20 protein-coding genes and 1 pseudogene are annotated in these 20,155 nt (G+C 68.8%); 13 read left to right on the forward strand and 8 right to left on the reverse strand.

The genetic code is table 11. The features are described 5' to 3' along the window. Together A5758_RS13775 and A5758_RS13780 are read left to right on the forward strand one after the other, a co-directional pair. Window positions 1-430 (forward strand): MmpS family transport accessory protein (locus A5758_RS13775; protein WP_231987315.1); only part of this gene is annotated, 430 nt, incomplete at its 5' end. After that, a complete protein-coding gene (locus A5758_RS13780) occupies window positions 430-1,077 on the forward strand; it encodes a DUF2561 family protein (RefSeq protein WP_067740759.1) in 648 nt (215 codons plus the stop codon). The genes A5758_RS13775 and A5758_RS13780, both read left to right, overlap by 1 nt. A 3-nt stretch (window positions 1,078-1,080) precedes the next feature. On the opposite strand, the gene A5758_RS13785 is transcribed toward A5758_RS13780, so the two are convergent. Then, window positions 1,081-1,314 (reverse strand): hypothetical protein, encoded by a 234-nt coding sequence (locus tag A5758_RS13785; RefSeq protein ID WP_067200893.1) that lies wholly within the window; start codon window positions 1,312-1,314, stop codon window positions 1,081-1,083. Between the two features lie 367 nt (window positions 1,315-1,681). Here A5758_RS13785 and A5758_RS13790 point away from each other — a divergent pair, with 367 nt between their 5' ends. Continuing rightward, a complete protein-coding gene (locus A5758_RS13790; protein ID WP_067740761.1) occupies window positions 1,682-2,143 on the forward strand; it encodes a DUF5994 family protein in 462 nt (153 codons plus the stop codon). Here A5758_RS13790 and A5758_RS13795 read toward each other — a convergent pair. The 4 genes from A5758_RS13795 to A5758_RS13810 are packed head-to-tail and all read right to left on the reverse strand — an operon-like array spanning window position 2,140 to window position 6,548. After that, window positions 2,140-3,837 carry a cytochrome bc complex cytochrome b subunit gene (locus A5758_RS13795; RefSeq protein WP_067740763.1) on the reverse strand — a complete coding sequence of 566 codons (1,698 nt, stop codon included), beginning with the start codon at window positions 3,835-3,837 and terminating at the stop codon, window positions 2,140-2,142. The two genes, A5758_RS13790 and A5758_RS13795, sit on opposite strands and share 4 nt — an antisense overlap. Next, a complete protein-coding gene (locus tag A5758_RS13800; protein ID WP_067200884.1) occupies window positions 3,834-5,045 on the reverse strand; it encodes a ubiquinol-cytochrome c reductase iron-sulfur subunit in 1,212 nt (403 codons plus the stop codon). The genes A5758_RS13795 and A5758_RS13800 overlap by 4 nt, the downstream gene beginning before the upstream one ends. Beyond that, entirely contained in the window at window positions 5,042-5,896 is an 855-nt protein-coding gene (locus A5758_RS13805; protein ID WP_067740765.1) for a c-type cytochrome, read from the reverse strand. The genes A5758_RS13800 and A5758_RS13805 overlap by 4 nt, the downstream gene beginning before the upstream one ends. A gap of 40 nt (window positions 5,897-5,936) precedes the next feature. Beyond that, complete coding sequence (locus A5758_RS13810) at window positions 5,937-6,548, reverse strand: heme-copper oxidase subunit III (RefSeq protein WP_055401014.1); 612 nt, start codon at window positions 6,546-6,548, stop codon at window positions 5,937-5,939. 138 nt (window positions 6,549-6,686) lie between these two features. Here A5758_RS13810 and trpD point away from each other — a divergent pair, with 138 nt between their 5' ends. Then, on the forward strand, window positions 6,687-7,781 hold the full coding sequence (gene trpD / locus A5758_RS26270; RefSeq protein ID WP_067740767.1) for an anthranilate phosphoribosyltransferase: 1,095 nt from the start codon (window positions 6,687-6,689) through the stop codon (window positions 7,779-7,781). Here trpD and A5758_RS25245 read toward each other — a convergent pair. Continuing rightward, a pseudogene (locus A5758_RS25245) lies at window positions 7,719-9,560 on the reverse strand (DEDD exonuclease domain-containing protein); the annotation flags it as partial. The gene trpD and the pseudogene A5758_RS25245 sit on opposite strands and share 63 nt — an antisense overlap. Before the next feature lie 167 nt (window positions 9,561-9,727). On the opposite strand from A5758_RS25245, the gene A5758_RS26275 reads away from it, so the two are divergent. The 4 genes from A5758_RS26275 to pimB all read left to right on the forward strand — a co-directional run bounded on the left by A5758_RS26275 (window position 9,728) and on the right by pimB (window position 13,401). Continuing rightward, entirely contained in the window at window positions 9,728-9,982 is a 255-nt protein-coding gene (locus A5758_RS26275) for a hypothetical protein (RefSeq protein ID WP_082939688.1), read from the forward strand. A 183-nt stretch (window positions 9,983-10,165) separates the two neighbouring features. After that, the gene (gene ripC, locus A5758_RS13820) at window positions 10,166-11,317 is read left to right on the forward strand and encodes a peptidoglycan hydrolase RipC (protein WP_067740769.1); all 1,152 of its coding nucleotides are present in this window, start codon (window positions 10,166-10,168) and stop codon (window positions 11,315-11,317) included. Between the two features lie 34 nt (window positions 11,318-11,351). Further along, the gene (locus tag A5758_RS13825; RefSeq protein ID WP_067740856.1) at window positions 11,352-12,203 is read left to right on the forward strand and encodes a hypothetical protein; all 852 of its coding nucleotides are present in this window, start codon (window positions 11,352-11,354) and stop codon (window positions 12,201-12,203) included. A gap of 46 nt (window positions 12,204-12,249) precedes the next feature. Then, window positions 12,250-13,401, forward strand: a complete 1,152-nt coding sequence (gene pimB, locus A5758_RS13830) for a GDP-mannose-dependent alpha-(1-6)-phosphatidylinositol monomannoside mannosyltransferase (protein ID WP_067740771.1) — start codon at window positions 12,250-12,252, stop codon at window positions 13,399-13,401. A 9-nt stretch (window positions 13,402-13,410) separates the two neighbouring features. Here pimB and A5758_RS13835 read toward each other — a convergent pair whose 3' ends face one another. Then, window positions 13,411-15,213, reverse strand: coding sequence for a long-chain fatty acid--CoA ligase (locus A5758_RS13835; protein WP_067740773.1), 1,803 nt, complete (start codon window positions 15,211-15,213; stop codon window positions 13,411-13,413). A gap of 131 nt (window positions 15,214-15,344) precedes the next feature. On the opposite strand from A5758_RS13835, the gene A5758_RS13840 reads away from it, so the two are divergent. The 5 genes from A5758_RS13840 to A5758_RS13860 all read left to right on the forward strand — a co-directional run bounded on the left by A5758_RS13840 (window position 15,345) and on the right by A5758_RS13860 (window position 18,740). Further along, window positions 15,345-15,734, forward strand: coding sequence for a polyketide cyclase / dehydrase and lipid transport (locus tag A5758_RS13840; RefSeq protein WP_067201051.1), 390 nt, complete (start codon window positions 15,345-15,347; stop codon window positions 15,732-15,734). A gap of 116 nt (window positions 15,735-15,850) precedes the next feature. Then, window positions 15,851-16,285: an SRPBCC family protein gene (locus tag A5758_RS13845; protein ID WP_067740776.1), complete on the forward strand. Its 435-nt coding sequence runs from the start codon at window positions 15,851-15,853 to the stop codon at window positions 16,283-16,285. Continuing rightward, window positions 16,282-17,550 carry an ArsA family ATPase gene (locus A5758_RS13850; RefSeq protein ID WP_197503942.1) on the forward strand — a complete coding sequence of 423 codons (1,269 nt, stop codon included), beginning with the start codon at window positions 16,282-16,284 and terminating at the stop codon, window positions 17,548-17,550. The genes A5758_RS13845 and A5758_RS13850 overlap by 4 nt, the downstream gene beginning before the upstream one ends. Next, window positions 17,547-17,927 (forward strand): hypothetical protein, encoded by a 381-nt coding sequence (locus tag A5758_RS13855; protein WP_067740780.1) that lies wholly within the window; start codon window positions 17,547-17,549, stop codon window positions 17,925-17,927. The genes A5758_RS13850 and A5758_RS13855 overlap by 4 nt, the downstream gene beginning before the upstream one ends. 84 nt (window positions 17,928-18,011) lie before the next feature. Further along, window positions 18,012-18,740: a 1-acyl-sn-glycerol-3-phosphate acyltransferase gene (locus A5758_RS13860; protein ID WP_067200860.1), complete on the forward strand. Its 729-nt coding sequence runs from the start codon at window positions 18,012-18,014 to the stop codon at window positions 18,738-18,740. Between the two features lie 13 nt (window positions 18,741-18,753). On the opposite strand, the gene A5758_RS13865 is transcribed toward A5758_RS13860, so the two are convergent. Beyond that, window positions 18,754-20,049: a glycosyltransferase 87 family protein gene (locus tag A5758_RS13865; RefSeq protein WP_067740782.1), complete on the reverse strand. Its 1,296-nt coding sequence runs from the start codon at window positions 20,047-20,049 to the stop codon at window positions 18,754-18,756. Window positions 20,050-20,155: the final 106 nt, after the last annotated feature.

The raw sequence follows: 20,155 nt of genomic DNA on the forward strand, positions 1-20,155 counted from the left end.
CAGGCCCACGACCGAACCGCCGCCCCCGCCACCAACGGAGACACAGACCGTGACGGTCACACCTGCACCGCCGCCGCCACCGCCGGCGCCCGCTCCGGCGCCGCCCCCGGCCACCTCCACGGCGGCGGCGCCACCCCCGCCGCCGACGACCCCGGCCGGGCCGCGACAGGTGACCTATTCGGTGACCGGCACCAAGGCGCCCGGCGACATCATCTCCGTGACCTACGTCGATGCGTCCGGTCGGCGGCGCACCCAGCACAACGTGTACATCCCGTGGTCGATGACCGTCACGCCGATCTCGCAGTCCGACGTGGGCTCCGTCGAGGCGTCCAGCCTCTTCCGCGTCAGCCGGCTGAACTGCTCGATCACGACAAGCGACGGAACGGTCCTTTCGTCGAACACCAACGACTCACCGCAGACGAGCTGCTGATGGTCAGCAGGTATTCGGCGTACCGGCGCGGGTTGGGGGACGACACCATCTCGCCCGACGTCATCGACCGCATCCTGATCGGGGCGTGCGCTGCCATCTGGCTGGTATTGCTGGGCGTGAGCGTGGCCGCGGCCGTCGCGCTGGCGGACCTGGGGCGGGGCTTTCACAAAGCGGCCAGCGGCACGCACGGCACCTCCTGGGTGTTGTATGCCGTGATCATTGTGTCCGCGCTGATCATCGCCGGGGCGATCCCGATGCTGTTGCGGGCCCGCCGGATGGCCCAGACCGAGCCGGCCGCCCGGGGGATGACAGCGCCCAACCGGCCCCCGGTGCGACTGATGTCCCAGGCGCCGCGCACCGCGGCCGAACGGGCGAGGCAACCGCGGGTGCAGGCGCCGGTTCAGGCTGCCGACTCCGAATGGTCGGGTGAGACGGTCGATCGGGTGTGGTTGCGCGGCACCGTGCTATTGGTCGCCGCGATCGGCGCGGCCCTGGTCGCGGTGGCCACGGCAACCTATTTGATGGCCGTGGGCCACGACGGCCCCTCCTGGGTCGCATACGTGGTCGCCGGCGTCGTCACCGCGGGGATGCCGGTTATCGAGTGGCTGCACGTTCGTCAGCTGCGCCGCGCCGTCGCCGCGCAGTAGGCCCTACGACGCCTTGGCGTACCTGCGAACCAGTTCGTCCTCACCGAACGTGCTCGTGTGCTGCGTGCCGTTGTCGTCGCGGCCGAAGAACGTCCAGCGCCGGGGAGTAGTCTGCGGCCCGCTGATCATCTTGACGGTGTAACGCAGCTTCGTCGGACTCAGCGTGCCGATGATGTCACCGACCCGGATCTTCGAAGGATGGATCTCCGGGGCGTCGCCCCAGTCCTGTATCGCCATTGCGCCCATCCTCATCGTGTAAGCCCACCGCTCACCCGGAAAGCGTCACGGTCAGGCCCTCGCCACTTTAGTGCACAGACGGGACCGGCCCATCCGCCCGGCCGCGGATGCGCCCGGCCAGATCGGTTGCTGCGCCATCGTGACGGCCGTCCGGCACCCTGGCCGCTCCCGAGGGTCACTGGGGGCGTAGCGTCAGCTGCGAGCCGTTTCGTTGTCAGCGGTGGTGCGCCGCGATCGGTGCGGCGCCACCTACGGGCAATGCGATTCCTCCGTCCGTCCCGCGCTCGCCGGGGCGAACGACGCCGACGTGAAGGGAACCGCCCGTGGATGCCGCAGAAGTTCCTGGCCGTGCCGGCCAGGTCTTTGGATGACCGAATTGATCGAACGCCGACGCCGGGCCAACCCCGTCCGGCTGTCGGTTTGTCGTGAACTCGGCCGCCCCATCGACGGCGCGTGGTGGCCACGCGCGGACCGCATCACCAACGAATTGCCCGAGCTGGTCGCCCTCCTGACTCCCTTGCTGGGCGGCATCAACGCCATCAACGTCAACTGGCCACCACTGCAGCGACCACCCGACTTGAACTGGTCGGGATGGGAACGAAAGCGCCAGCACGTGATGACCGTCGTCGGGGGCGACGCACGCGTCAACCTGCTCGTCATCCCCTACGCGACCTACAGCGCGCTCGCCCTCATGGTGCTGCGCTGCGCGGCCGGCCTACCCGTCGAAGAGCGCGACCAGACGAAGCCGGCGTTCCTGGCCGCCGGCTCCATCCTGCGGGCCGCCCAGCAGCAGTGCGCCACGGCCTGCACCGAACCAGCACGAAGCTAGTGGTGCTCGCCGTTCTTCCCGTTCGAACCGACGGTGCTTTCCTGGTGCTCGCGCAGGGCGGTGAGCGCACGTTGTTCGGAGCTGTGTGCCGCCTCGCGCAGCGCCGCATCCTCCGACGCGGGGTCGGCGAACAAGAAGCTGCCGCTACCCGGTGAACCGGCCGAGCCCAGCTTGTTCATCCGCTTGGGCAGCGCCGCACCCTGGTACTCGAGCGGGAGCGGGTGGCCGTGGTCGTCCACCGGTCCGAGCGGCTGATGCAGCTCGATGTAAGCGCCGTGCGGCAGCCGCTTGATGATGCCCGTCTCGATGCCGTGTGCGAGCACCTCCCGGTCGCTGCGCTGCAGCGCGATGCACCACCGGTAGGCGATGAAGTAGACCACCGGCGGGAGGACGACCATGCCGATGCGGCCGATCCACGTCGTCGCGTTCAGCGAGATCTGGAACTTCAACGCGATGATGTCGTTCATCGCGCTCAGCGTGAGCACCATGTAGAACGCGATCGCCATGGCACCGATGGCCGTGCGCACCGGGGCGTCACGTGGCCGCTGCAGCAGGTTGTGGTGGGCACGGTCGCCGCTGAACCGCTTCTCCAGGAACGGATAGACGATCAGCAGGATGAAGATCAATCCCATCAGCAGCGCCACCCAGACCGGCGCCGGGATGGTGTGGTGCCAGAAGTAGAACTCCCACGGCGGCCAGACACGGGCCAGGCCTTCGGTCCACATCATGTAGAAGTCGGGCTGCGAGCCGGCCGAGACGTGAGAAGGCTTGTACGGGCCCAGGTTCCAGATCGGGTTGATCTGGAGCAGCCCGCCCATCAGGCCGAGCACGCCGACGATCGCGGCGAAGAACGCGCCGGACTTGACCGCGAAGATCGGCATGACGCGCACGCCGACGACGTTCTGCTCGGTGCGACCCGGCCCGGGGAACTGGGTGTGCTTCTGGAACCACACCATGGCCAGGTGTAACCCGATCAGGGCCAGGATGATCCCCGGCAGCAGCAGAATGTGCAGGGCGTACATGCGCGGGATGATGTAGCCCGCGGTGGCGCATTCGTTACCCACACCGCCGCAGGGGAAGTCGCCGCCGAACAGCGCCCAGTGCAGCCACGTGCCGATCACCGGCATCCCCAGCGTGATCGATGACAGTGACGCCCGGATCCCGATGCCCGAGAGCAGGTCATCGGGAAGCGAGTAGCCGAAGAAACCCTCGAACATCGCCAGAATAAACAGCAGCGAGCCGATCACCCAGTTGGCCTCACGCGGCCGCCGGAACGCGCCGGTGAAGAAGATTCGCGCCAGGTGCACCATGATCGACGCCGCGAAAATCAGTGCGGCCCAGTGGTGTACCTGCCGGACGAACAGGCCGCCGCGCACCTCGAACGAGATGTCAAGAGTCGAGGCGAAAGCCTTGGACATGTCGACGCCACGCAGCGGCTGATAGGCGCCGTTGTAGGTGATCTCGGCCATGGACGGGTCGAAGAACAGCGTCAGGTACACGCCGGTGAGCAACAGCACGATGAAGCTGTACATCGCGATCTCGCCCAACAAGAACGACCAGTGCGTCGGGAAGACCTTGTTGAGCTGCCGGCGTACCGCCGCCGATGGGTGATAGCGCGTGTCGATGTCTTCACCCTGACGGGCCAAGACGTCGCCGATCTTGGGCGGTTTCGGGGGACTCAGTTTCGGACTCATGTTGTCGTCCTCTCCCAGAATGCCGGTCCGACGGGCTCGGCGAAGTCACCGTTGGCGACTAGATACCCGTTGGTGTCGATCGTGATGGGCAGTTGCGCCAGCGCGCGGGCCGCCGGGCCGAAGATCGGCTTGGCGAAATGCAAGGCGTCGAACTGCGACTGGTGGCATGGGCACAGGATTCGGTAGGACTGCTCCTCGTACAGCGACGCGGGGCAACCCAGGTGCGAGCAGACCTTGGTGTAGGCGAACAGCTCGCCATAGTTGAAGCTCTCCTGGCCCTGGCGCTTGACCACCCGGGGCATGTCCGACGGTCGAACCCGGATGAGCATCACGGGGTTGCGGACGCCCTGGTTGATGGCGCGGAGCTTTTCCTGTGATTCCGGCGTGGTGCCGTCGCCGTCGGATTCGCGCCACGGGAAGACGGTCTCCATGCCGCCGGCGTCGATGTCTTCGGGGCGCATCTTGACGAACGGTGATGCACCGGCAGAGCCGGTTGCCCGCGCGAGGAAGATGGTCTCGCCCGCATAGCGCGGTGTCCAGCCGGACGTCCACAGCACGGCTTTCTTCCCATTGGCGCTGGGCACCAACGGTTTCCACGGGTTCTTGATCAGACCGCCGGCAAACGCCACCAGCGTCGACAGGCCGAACGCGCCCAGGCCCAGTCCCAGGGAAAGCCCGATCACCTTGCGCCGCCGGACGGTTGAGCCATCAAGGGCGTCGGTCAGGTTCGCCACCACCGTCTTGCGGTCGATGTCCCGGGAGGCCCCGTCATGCCGCTCCTGGATCGAGATCTCTTCCGGGATAAACCTTTTCTGGTACAGGATGGTGCCGATGGCGATCGACAGGATCGACATCCCGAAGGTCAGCCCGTACAGCGGGGTGGCCAGGTCGTACAGCAGGCTGCCGGGGGCATCCTTCGGCTTGTACTCCCACGGCCAGAACAGGAAGACCAGCAGCAGCGCCAGCCCGAAACCACCGCCGAGCAAGAGCCACAGGGCGACTCCACGCTCGGCGCGTTTCTCGGCTTTGGTGCCTTCGACGGGCCAGCGGGGTTCCTTGACGATCGTCTCGACGCCGTCCAGCTTGCCGCCGAGCGCCACCAGCTCCTGCTGCGACATCGCTGCCAGCGCCGCGTCGTCGGGCTCCCTCTCGCCGACACCCTGGGCGGTCCCGCCGGTGTCGGAGCCGCGAACGTCCTCTTCGCTCATGATGCTCGTGCCCCAATCCACAGTGCCAACGTGATGGCGGCGACCATCCCGATGATCCACGCGGCCATGCCCTCGGGTGCGGGCCCGAATCCACCGAGGCCGTAGCCGCCGGGCTGGCGCTCTTCACTGACCGACTTGATGTAGCCGATGATGTCCTTCTTGGCTTCGAAGGACAGCTGACGGTCGGAGAACTTCGGCATGTTCTGCGGGCCGGTCCGCATGGCCGCCAGGATCTGCTGCTCGTTGGGCGCCTCGAGGGCCGGCGCGTACTTGCCCGACGACAGCGCCCCGCCCTTGCCGGTGAAGTTGTGGCAGGAGGAGCAATTCAGCCGGAACAGGTCGCCGCCGCGGCCCAGGTCGTCACCGCGCAGCGACTTCATCGCCAGGCTGCCGTCCGGGTTGCGCACCGTCGTCGGACCGCCGCCGTTGGCCTGCACGTACGCGCCCAGCGCGTCGACCTGCGCCTCGTCGAAGATCGGCTCCTTGCGCGGCGCCTGCGCCTCGCCGGTCATCGCGGGCATCCGGCCGGTGGAGACCTGGAAGTAGACGGCCTCCTCACCGACGCCGATCAGGCTGGGCCCGCGGTCGGGCACACCCTGCAGGTTGGCGCCGTGACAGGACACGCACGACGTGTCGAACAGCTGCTTGCCGGTCCGCAGCAGCGCCGAGGACGACTCGTCGGCGACGGCCACCTGTGGGCGTGGCGTCAGTACGGCGGCCAGGCCGCCGGCGATGGTCAGCGCGATCAGCAGCAACAGCCCGCCCGACAAGCGGCGGCGCAGCCGCCGCCTCGAGCGGTCGCGCTGCCCTTGACGCGGCTTCCGGTTTCGCATGGACCCCAGCTTCTTCAACCGAGAACTCCTGTTCATTCCTGTATTCGGAGCCGCCGGCTCATCGGATGAAATAGATCACGGTGAACAGCGCGATCCACACGATGTCGACGAAATGCCAGTAGTAGGAGACGACGATGCTCGCGGTGGCCTGCGCCGGAGTGAACTTGCTCATCGCGGTGCGGGCCAGCAAGAAGATGAAGGCGATCAGACCGCCGGTGACGTGCAGGCCGTGGAAGCCGGTCGCCAGGTAGAACACGCTGCCGTAGGCGCTGCCGGGAATCGTGGTGCCGTGCGTGGCCAGGTGGAAGTACTCGTAGCCCTGCCCGCAAACGAAGAACAGGCCCATCAGGAAGGTGATCACGTACCAGCGGCGCAACCCGAAGACGTCGCCGCGTTCGGCCGCGAACACACCCATCTGGCAGGTGAACGACGACGCGATCAGCACGAGCGTCACCGGGACGGCCTGATAGAGGTTCAGTTCGGTCGGCGGTGGCGGCCACTTGCCGCCGGACTGTGCACGCGCGGTGAAGTACATCGCGAACAGGCCAGCAAAGAACATCAGCTCGCTGGAGAGCCAAACGATGGTGCCGACACTGACCATGTTGGGTCGATTCAACGAATGAACGCGCGACGTGATTGCAGTACCTGAGGTCCCTACAGCGCTGGTCACATCCGCAAGTATGACGCTTTGTAGTTGATTAACTCCACCCGGGGCGGCATTTGATGTTTTCGCGTCGCGACGCCGTCGGGAGCGGGCGGCTTTCCGCGCCGGTTGGGGCAGGTCGGGTCCGCGTGGGACCATCGGCGCGTGGCTGTGTCATCTGAGGCTTCCACCGGCGGGTCCGCCGCGCGACCGGCCGGGGCGGCACCCTCGTGGCCAGGTGTTCTGGCCCGGTTGATGGGCGGTCAGGATCTGGCGCGCGGCCAGGCCGCCTGGGCCATGGATCAGATCATGGCCGGCGACGCGAGCCCGGCGCAGGTCGCATCGTTTGCGGTGGCGATGCAGATGAAGGTCCCGACCTCGGCCGAGGTCAGCGAGCTGGCCGACGTCATGCTGGGCCACGCGCGCCCGATGCCCGCCATCCGCGACGACAGCGTGGACATCGTCGGGACCGGTGGTGACGGCGTCAACACCGTCAACCTCTCCACCATGGCGGCGATCGTGGTCGCGGCCGCCGGCGTGCCGGTGGTCAAACACGGCAACCGCGCGGCGTCGTCGTTGTCCGGCGGTGCCGACACGCTGGAGGCGCTCGGGGTGCGTATCGACCTCGAACCCGAGCGGGTGGCGCAGAGCCTGACCGAGGTGGGCATCGGGTTCTGCTTCGCGCCGCTGTTCCACCCCTCGTACCGGCACGCATCGGTGGTGCGCCGCGAGATCGGCGTGCCGACGGTGTTCAATCTCCTTGGACCCCTTACCAATCCGGCTAGGCCGCGGGCCGGCCTGATCGGCTGCGCGTTCGCCGACCTGGCCGAGGTGATGGCGGGGGTCTTCGCCGCGCGCCGGTCCAGCGTGCTGGTGGTGCATGGCGACGACGGGCTTGACGAGTTGACGACGACCACCACCAGCACGATTTGGCGGGTGCAGGCCGGGACGGTGGACAAGCTGACATTCGACCCGGCCGGATTCGGTTTTGCCCGAGCCGATCTCGGAGATCTGTTGGGCGGCGACGCGCAAGCCAACGCGGCGGAGGTGCGCGCGGTGCTGGCCGGTGACAAAGGCCCGGTCCGGGACGCCGTCGTGCTCAACGCCGCCGGGGCGATCGTCGCCCACGCCGGCCTATCCAGCCGCGCTGAATGGTTGCCGGCGTGGGAGGACGGGCTGCAGCGCGCCGCCGCGGCGATCGATTCCGGCGCGGCCGAACAGCTGCTCGCGCGATGGGTGCGGTTCAGCCAGCAGGTCTGAATCGTGTTGGGCCGCTTGTTCGTAGGCCAGCCGCGCCGAGCGCGCCGAGGCCGCCCAGGACGCCCACGCGCCGGCCGAGCGCAGTGGTGAAGCCCAGCCGGCGGCGTCGGGGGAGTCGTCGACCCGAACGATGCGCACCCCAGGACCGGCCAGCCAGCGCGCGATGAGCGCGGATTCCTCCACCAGCGCACCGCCCAGCGGGGCCGCGACGGGCAAAATCGCCTGTGCCCCAGCCACAATGGCGTCGACCACCGGCATCGGGGGCACCCCGCGCCTGGCGGTACCGGCCGCGGCGAGCTGGCCGTGCCGGACGACGGCAAGGTGGTAACCACCGTGCCCGTCGGGCGCGGCGGCGATCAGCTCGGGCAGCGTGGCCAGGGCGCGCAACCGCTGGCCGCGCCACAGGATCTCGACGGCCGTGGCGGTGCGGTCGCGCAGGCGCGCGGCGCTTTCGAAATTGCGGCGCTCGGCCAGCGCCGTGACCTGATCGACGGCTGCCGATACGGCGGCGTTCTCCATCCCGTCGATCAACGCGGCGACGCGCGCCACGGCCGCCGCGTATTGCGTGGCCGTGATGCCGCGCGCCGCGGGACACGGTGAGACCTCGGCCTCGGGGCAGGCCGGCCCGTGCAGGACCGAGCGGCCCAGCCGGGCCGTGCAGGTCCGAAGATCGGTGAAGCGCGCCAGCAGCGCGGCCGTGTCGGCGGCGTCGGCGCGCGACCGGAACGGGCCGACGGCGCGGTCGTGGCGCGGTGCCCGGACCACCGCGAGCCGCGGGTACGCCTCGTCGGTGAGCGCCACCCACCACCACCGGTGCGGGAACCGGGAACGGCGGTTGTAGGGCGGCGCGTGCGCGGCCAGCAGCCGCAGCTCGCGGACGCCGGCCTCCAGCGCGTGCGCGCACTCGACGTGGTCGACCGCGGTGGCCAGATTGACCATCTCCTTCATCCGGCCGCGCGGGTCGGCGCCGGTGAAGTACTGCCCGACCCGGCGGCGCAGGTCGACGGCGGTGCCGACGTAGAGCACCTCGCCCGACGGCCCGCGAAACAGGTAGACCCCCGGGCGGTGGGGCAGGCCCTGGGCGAGGACCCGCTTGCGCCGCTGGGCCGGCGTCACGTCCGGTAGGTAGGAGCGCAGGTCGGCGTAGGTGTGCACCCCCTGGTTGCCCACCCGCTCGATGAGCGCGTGCAGCACGTCGACGGTGGCGCGGGCGTCGTCCAGCGCGCGGTGCGTGGGCTCGGTGGCGACGGCAAACAGCCGCGCCAGCGCGGCCAGCCGCACCGTGGGGGCTTCCTCGCGGCTGAGCACCCGGCGGGCCAGCCGCACCGTGCACAGCACCTGCGGCCGGGGCCAGGGGATATCGCACCGCGCCGCGGCGGCCCGCAGAAATCCGACGTCGAACCCGGCGTTGTGGGCCACCAGCACTGTCCCGTGGTCCAAACCCGCGAATTCGAGGAACATCGGCAACACCGCGTCGATTGTCGGAGCGTCGGACACCATCGCGGTGGTGATGCCGGTCAGCCGCACGATCTGGGGCGGGATGCTGCGCTCCGGGTCGACGAGCGTGGCGAACTCGCCGAGCACGGTGCCGCCGCGCACCTTGACCGCCCCGATCTCGGTGATGGCGTCGGGCGCGTTTCCGTCGGTGCTTTTCGTGCGTCCGCCCGTGGTCTCCAGGTCCACCACCACGAAGGTCGTGTCGCGCAACGTGACGTCGGCGGTGGCGAAGGAGGACCCCAAGTCGGTGAAACTGAGCTGAGTCGCACCACCGGCACCCATGGCCGCGACGTTAAGCGGGTCCACCGACACCCGCGCGGTTCCCACGCCGAGCGAGCCGAACGCGTCCGCCAGCCGAAACGCGGCGCCGGGGGTTGTCGGTGGGTGTGGTTACCGTTCGAAGAGTCCGACCTGACGTTCGCCAAGCCTGACCGAGAGGACCGATCCCGATGGCACGAAGCAATGGGCCCGACAGCGACGGCGCGACGGTGCCGGACTCGGGGGCGCCGGTGGTGATCGACTGCGACGAATGCGCGGTGCGCGGACCGGGATGCCGCGATTGCGTAGTCAGCGTGTTACTCGGGGTCCCGGGAACTTTGTTGGAGGACGAATGCGCTGCATTGGCGGTGCTTGCCGATGTTGGCCTGGCACCGCGATTACGGTTGGTGCCTATCCGCCGCGAACGCGATTCGGGCGTAGCCTAAGATGCTTTGTGTGCCAAAGGTTTACGAGGGAGTCAGCGTCGTCCACATGATAATGACAGAAATCTATCCAATTTCTTAACCCCCCGCTTTGGACAAACGTCGATATCGTTTCGTAACCTGTTTGAGACCTAAACCAGCTCGACGGCGCCTGGTCGTCGATGGCCCGTTTAAGGAAGCAAAATCTTGAGGCTTGACGCTAGATACCCGTTTGCGCGTGTCATCACACGATTTGTCATCGGGACGCTAGCGGGCTTGACAGTCTTAGCGGGTGCCCTCGCCGCGAACGTCTCGGCCGACCCGGCCGAAGATGCGCTGGCCAAACTCAACGAGTTGTCCCGCCAGGCCGAGCAGACCACCGAGGCGATGCACAGCGCGCAGCTCGACCTGAACAACAAGTTGGTGGCCCAGCGTGCGGCGGACAAGAAGCACGACGACGCTCAGGCCGCCGTCGATGCGGCCAAGGCTCGCCTGGCGTCGTTCCAGGGTGCCGTGAACAAGCTCGCCGCCGCGACCTACATGGGCGGCCGCGTCGACGGCATGACGGCGATGCTGACCGCGGGATCGCCGCAAGGGCTGATCGACAAGCTGGCCATGCAGCGGCTGATGGCGACGCAGATGGCCGACCAGATGACGAGTTTCCGGGCCGCCGGCGAGCAGGCCGCCAAGGCCGAGCAGGAGGCCGCCAAGTCCGCCGCCGACGCGAAGAGCGCGGCCGAGCAGGCTGCCGCGGTGCGAGCGAGCCTGCAGTCCAAGCAAAGTCAGCTGCAGGTGCAGATCGCGGTCGTCAAGTCGCAATACGTTTCCTTGTCGCCCGAGCAGCGCACCGCGCTCGCCGATCCCGGCCCCGTCCCGGCGGGTCTCCCGGCGCCCGGCGCCCCCGCGCCGGAGGCCGCACCGCCAGGCGCGCCGCAGGCACCAGGGCAGGCCCCCGGTGAGGCTCCGCCTCCCGGCGGAATGCCCGGACCGTTCGGCGGCGGCGTCGGCGGCGGTGACCGCGGGACCGTCGTACAGGCGGCCTTGACGCAGGTCGGTTCGCCGTACGTCTGGGGCGGTGCCGCGCCCGGCGGGTTCGACTGCTCCGGCCTGGTGATGTGGGCGTTCCAGCAGGCCGGCATCTCGCTCCCGCACTCCAGCCAGGCGCAGGCCCAAGGCGGCCAGCCGGTGTCCCTGTCGGACCTGCAGCCCGGCGACGTGGTCACCTTCTACAACGACGCGTCACACAGCGGCCTCTACGTCGGTGACGGCATGGTGATCCATTCCTCCACTTACGGCCAACCGGTGCGCGTGGTGCCGATGAATGCGGCAGGCCCGATCCACGACGCCCGCCGCTACTAGAGGCCCCAGCCCGCGGCGCCGGCGGCTGACGCTGCTGCTGGCCTGGGTTTTCCTTGTCGAGCTCATCGTCGCCGCGGCCGTACCGCTGGACGCGGGACGCGGCGGCGGCACACGACCCCCGCAACTGATCACGCCCGCACGCAGCCAGGTCAGCGCCGCAACGAAGTCACTGCTCGTCGGTGACCGCAACGTTCGACTGCTCGGCCTCGGCGGTCCGGCCGGCGACCGGCTGCTGTCCCGGGTGGCGTCCGGCATCGGTGCCGCGATCAACGCGGTCGAGGCGTTCTGGGGCGTCGACTGGTCGCGCGACATATCGGTGGTCGCCGCCCACACCGACGAGGAGTTCCGCGCCGCCGCCGGCGGCGGTCCGGCGGCGCAGTGGGCGGACATCGCGGCGGTGACGGTCGCCGAACGTGTCGATCCCGCTCACCGGGTGGTTATCGGTCAGCGGATCGTATTCGCGCCCGGCGCGGCCGACATGACCGAGGGTACGCTGCGAATCGTGTTGACCCACGAGCTTTTTCACTACGCCGCCCGTGCGGACACCGCCGCGGATGCGCCCCGGTGGCTGACCGAGGGCGTGGCCGATTTCGTCGGCCGGCCCCGGACTCCGGTGCCCCTCGACGCGCTGCCGGCCCCGCTGACGCTGCCCTCGGACGCCGACCTGGACGCGCCGGGGCCGCAGCGTTCGCTGGCGTACGACCGTGCGTGGTGGTTCACGCGTTTCGTCGCGGACACCTTCGGGACGGCCAAGCTGCACGACCTGTATCTGGCCGTCTGCGGTGCCGGGCACACCGACGTGGCCTCCGCCGTCCACGAGGTGCTGGCCACCGACTCGCCCGGCCTGCTCGCGCGCTGGCACGAGTGGCTGACCCACGCCGGCTGACCGATGCCCCGCACGGACCGTGCGCGCGTCAGGCTAGCCTGACGCAGTGAGTCGGGTCCTGCTGGTAACCAACGACTTTCCGCCCCGGCCGGGCGGCATCCAGTCCTACCTGAGCGACTTCGTCGGGCACCTGGTCGACGCCGGGTTGCATTCGATCACGGTGTACGCGCCGCAATGGAAGGGCGCCGACGTCTTCGACGCTGCGGCCGAAGCGGCGGGTTACCGGGTGGTCCGTCATCCCGGGACGTTGATGCTGCCCGGCCCGGCGGTGGACGCCCGGATGCGCCGGCTGGTCGCCGACAACGGCATCGACACCGTCTGGTTCGGCGCGGCCGCGCCGCTGGCGCTGCTGGCGCAGCGCGCCCGGCAGGCGGGGGCGACCCGGGTGGTGGCCAGCACGCACGGTCACGAAGTGGGCTGGTCGATGCTCCCCGTCGCGCGGTCGGTGCTGCGGCGCATCGGCGACACCACCGACGTCGTCACGTTCGTCAGCCGCTACACACGCGCCCGGTTTGCCCCGGCCTTCGGGCCCAACGCCTCGCTGGAATACCTGCCGCCCGGCGTCAACACCGACCGGTTCCGGCCCGACCCGGCGGCCGGCGCCGCGCTGCGCGACCGGTATCGGCTGGGGGAGCGGCCCACGGTCGTGTGCGTGTCCCGGCTGGTCCCGCGCAAGGGTCAGGACATGCTGATCAAGGCGCTGCCGTCGATCCGGCAGCGCGTCGAGGGCGCCGCCCTGGTCATCGTCGGCGGCGGTCCCTACCTGGAATCGCTGCGCAAGCTCGCCCGCGACTGCGGGGTGGGCGAGCATGTGACGTTCACCGGCGGCGTACCGGCCGCCGAGCTGCCCGCCCACCACGCGCTGGCCGACGTCTTCGCGATGCCGTGCCGCACCCGCGGCGCCGGCATGGACGTCGAGGGCTTGGGCATCGTCTTTCTCGAGGCCTCGGCGACCGGCAAGCCGGTGATCGCCGGCGACTCCGGTGGGGCTCCAGAAGCCGTGCAGTACAACAAGACCGGATTAGTTGTCGATGGGCGCTCGCTGAACGCCGTCGCCGACGCCGTCACCGAGTTGCTCGGCGACCGTGACCGGGCCGCCGCCATGGGCGCGGCCGGGCGGGAGTGGGTGACGGCCCACTGGCGCTGGGACACCCTCGCTGCGCGGCTGGCCGAAATCCTCCGCGCTGACGGCGCCTGACGGCGGCCGCTAGTCCTTCTCGTAGATCCAGTCGATGTCGGAGGCGAACTTCTCGGCGACCACGTTGCGCTTGACCTTCATCGTCGGTGTCAGCTCGCCGGTGTCCTCGGTGAAGTCGACCGGCAGGATGCGGAACTTGCGGATGGACTCGGCGTGCGACACCGCCAGGTTGGCGTGCTTGACGGCGGCGTCCACCTCGGCGACCAGGTCCGGGTCGCTCGCCAAATCGGCCACCGACGCGGCGGCCGCCTTGTGGTTGCGCTCCTTCCACGCGTCGAACGCCTCGGGGTCGATGGTGATCAGCGCGCCGATGAACGGCTTGGCGTCGCCCACCACCATGGCCTGGCTGATCAGCGCATGCGCCCGCAGCTGGTCCTCGAGCACGGCCGGGGCGACGTTCTTACCACCGGCGGTGACGATGATCTCCTTCTTGCGGCCGGTGATCTTCAGGAAGCCGTCCTCGTCGAGCGCGCCGAGATCCCCGGTCTTGAACCAGCCGTCGGTGAACGCGTCGTTGGTGGCCTGCTCGTTGCGCCAGTAGCCGCTGAACACCACGCCGCCCCGGACCAGAAGCTCGCCGTCTTCGGCGATGCGCATGCTGTTGCCCGGCAACAACGTCCCGACCGTCCCGATCCTGACGTTGCCGACCTGGTTGACCGTGATGGCCGAGCTGGTCTCCGTCAGGCCGTAGCCCTCGTGGATGGTCAGGCCCACCCCCCGGTAGAAGTGGCCCAGCCGCGCACCCAGCGGCGCGCCACCCGAGACGGACGCGTGGCATTCACCGCCCAGCGCGGCACGCAGCTTGTGATAGACCAGCCGGTCGAACAACGCATGCTTGGCGCGCAGCACCGGCCCCGGCCGCCCGCTGTCCTGCGCCTGGCTCCAGTCGACCGCGGTTTGCACCGCGGCCGCGAAGATCCGGCCCTTGCCGTCGTTGACTGCGTTCTGCTCGGCGGTGTTGTAGACCTTCTCGAACACTCGGGGCACCGATACCACCACCGTCGGCTTGAACACGGCGAACATCGGCAGCAGGTTCTTGATGTCGCTGGTGAACCCGACCGTCACCTTGTTGGCGAATGCCGAGAGCGCCAGCGAGCGCGCCAGCACGTGGGCCAGCGGCAGGAAGATCAGCAGCCGCTGCCCCTCGTCCAGCAGTGTCGGCAGGCACTCCTTGGCGCCACGGGTCTCGTACAGCAGGTTGGAATGGGTGAGCTGGCAGCCCTTGGGCCGTCCGGTGGTGCCCGAGGTGTAGATGAGCGTCGCCGGGTCGTCGGCGCGCAGCGCCTCCTGGCGGGCGGTGAGCTCGGCGGGCTCGACCGATGCGCTGGCCTCCGCGAGCTGATCGAGCGCCTTGGGTCCGGAGCCGTCGATGTGCAGCACGCGGCGCAGGGCGGGCAGGTCGGCGGTGAGTTCGGTGACCATCGCGGCGTGCGCGTCGGTTTCGGCGAAGGCGACCACCGCCTCGGAGTCCTGCAGCACCCAGCGCACCTGCTCGGCCGACGACGTCTCGTAGATCGGCACGGTGACCGCGCCGACGGACAGGATCGCCAGGTCGATGATCGCCCACTCGTAGCGGGTGGCCGAGAAGATGGAGACCCGGTCGCCGGCCTGGACCCCGAGCGCGATCAGACCCAGCGCCGCGGAGCGAACCTGTTTGGCCACCTCCGCGCAGGTGACGTCGGTCCATTCGCCGTCGACCTGACGCCGGAAGATGACGAAGCCGGGGTCTGATCGCTCGTGCTCGAAGACCATGGCCGCGATGTTGTCGTGCTCGCCGACGGAGAAGCGGGCGGGGACACTGTACTCACGCACTCTTACTGACCTCGTTTTGGCTGGGGTGACGTTCCGGGGGCCGGCTTGTTGCCGTCCAGCCTAATCCGCGCGTTCGCGCAGGAACCGTGGCCATCTGCCGCCATCGGCGATCGGTGTGTGAAGCTGGGGTGGTGAACAGCATCCAGATCGCCGACGAGACGTTCGTCGCCGCCGACGGTGCGCGGGTCGGCGCCGCGGTCGCCGACCCGTCCAGCTGGCGCCGGTGGTGGCCGGACCTGCGGCTGCAGGTGGTCGAGGAGCGCGGCGACAAGGGGATCCGCTGGGCGGTCACCGGCGCGCTGACTGGAACCATGGAGATCTGGCTGGAGCCGTCGCTGGACGGCGTGGTGCTGCATTACTTCCTGCACGCCGAACCCACCGGGGTGGCGGCCTGGCAGTTGGCCAAGCTGAATCTGGCGAAAATGACGCACCGCCGTCGGGTGGCGGGAAAGAAAATGGCCTTCGAGGTCAAGACGACACTGGAACGGTCGCGTCCGGTCGGGGTTTCTCCGGTAGTTTAGCCGGGTCAGGTTTGCGGGCAGAGTACCGTTTCGGACCGGAGGCCCGGGGGTTAAACCCGCACGGTAGTTTCCCCGCCGGCGGCGTCGACCGCTCGCGGGAGAGAGGGCAGCACCAGGTGGCGGAGAAGACGTCGCAGACCATTTACATCGACGCCGACCCGGGCACGGTGATGGGCGTCATCGCGGATATCGATTCCTATCCGCAGTGGATCTCGGAATACCGGGAAGCCGAGGTCCAGGAGACGGACGCCGACGGCTATCCCAAAGTCGCGCGGGTGCTGCTGGACGCCGCCGTGCTCAAGGACACGATGGTCATTTCCTACCAGTGGCCCAAGGACCGGCAGTCGGTTAGTTGGACCGTGGTCTCCAGCTCGCTGCTGCGTTCGCTGGAGGGCACATATCGATTGGCGCCCAAGGGATCTGGCACCGAGGTCACCTACGAGCTCTCTGTTGACCTCGCCGTTCCCATGATCGGTCTGCTCAAGCGCAAGGCCGAGCGGCGGTTGACCGACACCGCGTTGAAGGATCTGAAGAAACGAGTCGAGGGCTGAGTGAGTCCAGCGAATCGCGGGCGCCCACCCCGGCCCGAATCAGCCTCTTCGTTGGCAAGGGCGGGGTAGGAAAGTCCACGCTGGCCTGTGCGACGGCGGTCGGTGCCGCAAGCGCGGGGCAGCGGGTGCTGGTGGTGTCGACCGATCAGGCGCACTCACTCGGCGACGTGCTCGGTGTCCCCGTCCCACCCAGCCAGGGCGAACTGGTTCGGGTCCTTGCCGATGACGAGCAGGCCGGCGGTGGCTTTCTCGACGCGCTCGCGTTGGACACCCTGGCCCTGCTCGAGGTTCGCTGGCGCGACGTGGTCGACACGCTGGATCGGCGGTTCGCCGATACTGAGCTGAGTACCATTGCCCCCGAAGAACTTTCGGCGCTGCCGGGTGTTCAGGAAGTGCTCGGGCTGCACGCCGTCGGCGAGCTGGCCGTCTCCGGGCGCTGGGATCGCGTCGTCGTCGACTGCGCCTCGACCGCCGACGCGCTGCGGATGTTGACCTTGCCCGCCACCTTCGGGCTCTACGTCGAGCGCGCCTGGCCGCGGCATCGGCGGCTGTCCGTCGGCGCCGACGACTCCCGCTCGGCGGCCATGGTGGAGCTGCTGGAGCGCATCAGCGCCAGCGTCGAGGCGCTCAGTACCCTGCTGACCGACGGCGAATTGGTCGGCGCGCACTTGGTATTGACGCCGGAGCGGGTGGTCGCTGCGGAGGCGGCCCGGACGCTGGGTTCGCTGGCATTGATGGGGGTGCGCGTCGAGGAACTGATCGTCAACCAGGTTCTGACCGAAGACGCATCTTACGAATACCGCAACCTGCCGGAGCACCCCGCGTTTTACTGGTACGCCGAACGCATTTCCGAACAACGTGGTGTTCTCGACGAGCTCGACGCCACCATTGGTGAGGTGGCCCTGGTGTTGACTCCGCACCTGTCCGGGGAGCCGATCGGCCCCAAGGCCCTGGGCGAGTTGCTCGACTCCGCGCGCCGTCGCGGCGGGGCGCCGCCGCCGGGTCCATTGCGGCCGTCGGTGGACCTGGAATCGGGAACGGGACTTGGTTCCATTTATCGAATGCGGCTAGCGTTGCCGCAACTCGATCCATCGACGCTGACGCTGGGGCGTGTTGACGACGACCTGATCATCAGCGCCGGCGGATTGCGGCGCAGGGTTAGGTTGGCGTCCGTGCTCCGGCGCTGCACGGTGCTAGACGCACAATTGCGGGGTAGCGAGCTGACGGTGCGATTTCGACCAGATCCGGAGGTGTGGCCTAAGTGAGTGGGGCTCATTCGGATATCGGTCCGGAGCTGCGCAGGCTCGCCCAGACAATCCTGGACGGGATCGACCCGGCGGTGCGGACGGCCGCCGCGTTGACGGCGGGACGGGGAGCCGGGACCGGCAAGTGCCAACAGGTGTGGTGCCCGGTCTGCGCGCTGGCCGCGCTGGCGACCGGTGAGCAGCACCCGCTGATCACCGTGATCGCCGACCACAGCATCGCCCTGCTCGAGGTGATCCGGGCCATGCTCGACGACATCAACGGCGCGGCGAAACCACCGCCCGACGGGCCGCCCGGCGACGGCGCCACCGAGGCGGAGCCTCCAGACTCCGCGACCAGGACCCGGTATCAGCCCATCCCCGTCACCGTCGAGGAGTGACCACGCTGCGTCGAAGGTGGTCCCTTCCGGATGCGGTGGGTACAGTTGGCGCAGAACACCGGCGGGCGGGCGAGAGGGAGGGCCATGTGGTACTGGCTATTCAAGTACGTACTGCTCGGCCCGTTGCTGGCCTTGCTCGGTCGGCCAAAAGTTGAAGGGCTGGAACATATTCCGAGTTCCGGCCCGGCGATCCTGGCCAGTAATCACCTGGCCGTTATGGACAGCTTCTACCTGCCGCTGGTGGTGCGCCGCCGGATCACCTTCCTGGCGAAGGCCGAATACTTCACGGGGACCGGCTTGAAGGGCTGGTTCCAGCGCTGGTTTTTCACCGCCGTGGGCCAGGTGCCGATCGACCGGACCGACGCCGACAGCGCGCAGGCCGCACTGACCACCGCCGAGCGGCTGCTCTCGACCGGCAAGCTGCTGGGGATGTACCCCGAAGGCACCCGATCGCCGGACGGCCGGCTGTACAAGGGCAAGACCGGTCTGGCGCGGCTGGCCCTGCACACCGGCGTCCCGGTGATCCCGGTGGCGATGATCGGCACCAACGTCGTCAACCCGCCGGGGACGAACATGCTGCGCTTCGGGCGGGTCACCGTTCGCTTCGGTAAGCCGATGGACTTCTCCCGATTCGAGGGGTTGGCCGGCAACCGCTTCATCGAGCGCGCCGTCATCGACGAGGTGATCTACGAGCTGATGGGGCTCTCTGGCCAGGAGTACGTCGACATCTACGCCGCCAGCGTCAAGGAAAGCCGCAACGGCGAGGGATCGACCAGCGAGGCCGCCCGGATCCCGGAAACCGCCGTCGGTTGATCCGCGGGCTCGACTAGCCGGCTGCTGTCACCGGCGTCAATTCTTGCGGCGCCGAATCCGGCGACGGCTTGCGAGTGGTCACCGTCAGCCCGGCCGCGACGATGACGGCCAGCGCCCACCACACGTAGGACATCCCGGCGAGCTGACGCCACCAGACCGCCGACACCTCGTGATGCTTGGGCAGCAGGTCGATCGGCGACCATCTCATCAACGCCACCCCCGCGGCACCGACCACGGCCAGCGTCACGTTGCGGCGCCGCCAGGCCAGGACGGCGAGCACGACGACCGTCGGCAACCCCCACACCCAGTGGTGTGACCACGAGACCGGGGAGACCATCAACCCGAACAACGCGACGCAGATGACCGCCAGCACGGGCTCGTCGGCCCGCAGCACCCTGCGCATCGCCCACACCGTCAGCGCGAGCACGAGCAGCGAGGCCACCACCCACAGCAGGAAGCGCTGTTGCTCGCCCAGCCCGAGCCGGGCCAGTGCCCCGGCGATGTTTTGATCGGTGTTCAGCGCCGCCTCGCCGATCCGATCGGTGTGCGGCAGGGTGTGCGTCCAGTACTCCCACGAATCACGCCATGCCAGAACGAAACCCACCGCCGTCGTCACCACGAAGGACGCCACGGCCGTGAGTGCCGCCCGGTTGTCGCGACGCAGCAAGAAGTAGAGCAGAAATACCGCCGGCGTGAGTTTGAGCGCTATGCCCAGTCCCAGCAGCAGCCCGCGCGGCCACGGTGTGCGGCGCGGCAGGCAGTCGGCGATCACCAGGGTCATCAACACGACGTTGATCTGGCCGAAGGCGAAGTTCGAGGTGATGGGTTCCAGCCAGGGCGTCGCCGCCAGCGTGATGACGACGGCCAGCCACCAGCGGCGCAGCCAGGCCGGGCCCGGCAGCGCCGTCGATGCGGCCCAGACGTCGAGGCGGGTCAGCACGATCACGGTGGACACCACCAGCAGCACCAACGTCAACGCCGTGATCGCGACGCTGGCGGCCGGCATGTGCAGCCAGGCGAACGGGCAGAACATGATCGCCGCCAGCGGGGGATAGGTGAACGGCAGGTTGAGCCCGATCGGTGTGTGGAACAGCACATCACCGTGGTACAGCGAATGTCCCTGCATCCACGCCTGCGCGCCCATCTGATACACGTCGATATCGATGCGATAGGGAATGTGGCCGAACAGTTGCCAGGCCACGTAGCCCAGCCCCGCCGCCGTCAGCAGCCAAAGACCGCACCACAACAGGACCTGCCCGGGGCCACGTTTGCTTGGGTGGCCCGCGTCGGGCGCCCGCCATCTACTCATGTCGCACAACAGCGTAATCGGTGCGCGGACGTGGTACGTCCCTCCGCGCGGCTTCCGGCGGTGTCGACGACCACAGGCGTACGTTTCAAGAGTGCTCCACTGGTTC

This window comes from Mycobacterium sp. 852014-50255_SCH5639931 (assembly GCF_001665605.1).
Lineage (GTDB): Bacteria > Actinomycetota > Actinomycetes > Mycobacteriales > Mycobacteriaceae > Mycobacterium > Mycobacterium paraffinicum.

Excerpts from the sequence above, each read along its gene's own strand:
- A5758_RS13860 (WP_067200860.1), top strand. The coding sequence starts at position 18,012 with ATGTGGTACTGGCTATTCAAGTACGTACTGCTCGGCCCGTTGCTGGCC.
- A5758_RS26275 (WP_082939688.1), top strand. The coding sequence starts at position 9,728 with ATGGCACGAAGCAATGGGCCCGACAGCGACGGCGCGACGGTGCCGGAC.
- A5758_RS13795 (WP_067740763.1), bottom strand. The coding sequence starts at position 3,837 with ATGAGTCCGAAACTGAGTCCCCCGAAACCGCCCAAGATCGGCGACGTC.
- A5758_RS13785 (WP_067200893.1), bottom strand. The coding sequence starts at position 1,314 with ATGGCGATACAGGACTGGGGCGACGCCCCGGAGATCCATCCTTCGAAG.
- A5758_RS13780 (WP_067740759.1), top strand. The coding sequence starts at position 430 with ATGGTCAGCAGGTATTCGGCGTACCGGCGCGGGTTGGGGGACGACACC.
- A5758_RS13800 (WP_067200884.1), bottom strand. The coding sequence starts at position 5,045 with ATGAGCGAAGAGGACGTTCGCGGCTCCGACACCGGCGGGACCGCCCAG.
- A5758_RS13865 (WP_067740782.1), bottom strand. The coding sequence starts at position 20,049 with ATGAGTAGATGGCGGGCGCCCGACGCGGGCCACCCAAGCAAACGTGGC.
- A5758_RS13790 (WP_067740761.1), top strand. The coding sequence starts at position 1,682 with ATGACCGAATTGATCGAACGCCGACGCCGGGCCAACCCCGTCCGGCTG.